General features: G+C 39.5%; 1 protein-coding gene. It reads right to left on the bottom strand.

Annotation, left to right across the window (positions count from 1 at the left end; all coding sequences use genetic code 11):
• Nucleotides 1–258 precede the first annotated feature (258 nt).
• On the bottom strand, nt 259–738 hold the full coding sequence (locus QMA35_RS21605; RefSeq protein ID WP_281649201.1) for a hypothetical protein: 480 nt from the start codon (nt 736–738) through the stop codon (nt 259–261).
• Between the last annotated feature and the right edge of the window lie 807 nt (nt 739–1545).

Genomic DNA, 1545 nt, shown 5'->3' on the forward strand with positions numbered 1-1545 from the left:
GATGGTTCCAATGATACGACAGAAACCGATGCTCAGGAGTGTAGTTCATGCTACCAATATGTATTGTGAACAGAGCCCTCTTTCCTTGTGGCAGCAATTTTATCTAGATAAACCTTTTTCGTTGATTTATCTGAGTGATTTTTTTCTTCTATATAGAGTTTCATCTCACACTTCTGAATGTTACTCGATGTTGATAAAGTGACTTAACGCCTCAATAAGGGGCGCCGTAGGCGTCCCGCTTGATTGACTTGTTACATTTCAATTTTTGAAAAGGCCGAGGTATATCTTTTCTGGGAGTGCATGAAATTCTCCTTTATTTTGTACTTCGTAGTGCTCAGAGAGGTTGAGTTTATTGATTTTGCTTCCATTGTACTTGTGAAAGTCATCGAAGGAATAAATGAGTAGACTCTCTATTTGGTCAATTCTCTTTGGTGTGACTTTTCCACCTTCAACTCTGATCTTACCCATTGTTATGTAAAGCTTGTGCCTGCTGTAATCACCTGACATTTTTAAGTGTCTAAGCTTATGGTCGGGTTGCTTTAATCTATGAGAAATAGACTTGGTAGTTTTTCCAATGTATAAGATTTTATGCTTATTCTTACCGAAAGCTGCAGTGATCATGTATAGCTGAGAATCTTCACAGCACTCATGTCCATTCTCGAGAACATCTTCGTAAAGTGTTGGGTCTTTCCAATCAACGGAAACTTTCCAAAAATCATTTTTATATATAGCTTTCATCTAGATACTACTGTGATGATGGTTTGAAATGTAACGCCCGCATATGGGGCGCCGCAGGCGTCCCAGGAGCGAAGCGACGAATATGATGCGCTTGTTAGCTGGCGTTGTTGTGTGACTACTGCGATGTCGTTTTTTCCTACCTTTCACCAACCACCTTTCATACCAGAATAAAAAAGTGAAATGCTGATCAAAAACCAAACCATACGTATAAAATCGTCCTTGCCTTTCACGAATTTTGTGTCAGGAAAAGACGGCAAACTAATCTCTCTACCAAAGAGGTAAGGGTTAATATACCCACCTAAGCAAAATCCACAGATCACACCTCCAATTATTGTTCCATTCCAAGAGTTAACTCCAGTTACTACACGAAGGCCAACAAATGAGCTAACTGCAATGCACCAAATGCCGAGCTCTAATCTTTGCATGTGAAGCAGACCTTTTTATTACAGTCTCGACAAATTTTGATGGCAAAACTCCGGTTGGATCTCGTACTTTTTAAGTGTGAAAATAAAATTTTTACTAAATTTCAAATGGGATTACACCTCTATCATAATTCGAAGAATCTAGGCTAAAAAGAACCTGTTATCGTTCATCGTTACAGTATGAGAGTTTTTCTGTGTAGATTCGAAATTTTTCCCCATAACTCGATTAACGAAAAGAGTGCTGCTCTCTTTATTTAAAGTACGACCTCAAAATTTCGAATAGTGACCCTAAAAGATAAGGAAAACAACGCAAATGTTGAGTATGCCAGCTAACGCCTGCATGTGGGGCGCCGAAGGCGTCCCACGAGCGAAGCGAGGAACACCA

The organism is Parendozoicomonas sp. Alg238-R29 (assembly GCF_947331445.1).
Classification (GTDB): domain Bacteria; phylum Pseudomonadota; class Gammaproteobacteria; order Pseudomonadales; family Endozoicomonadaceae; genus Sansalvadorimonas.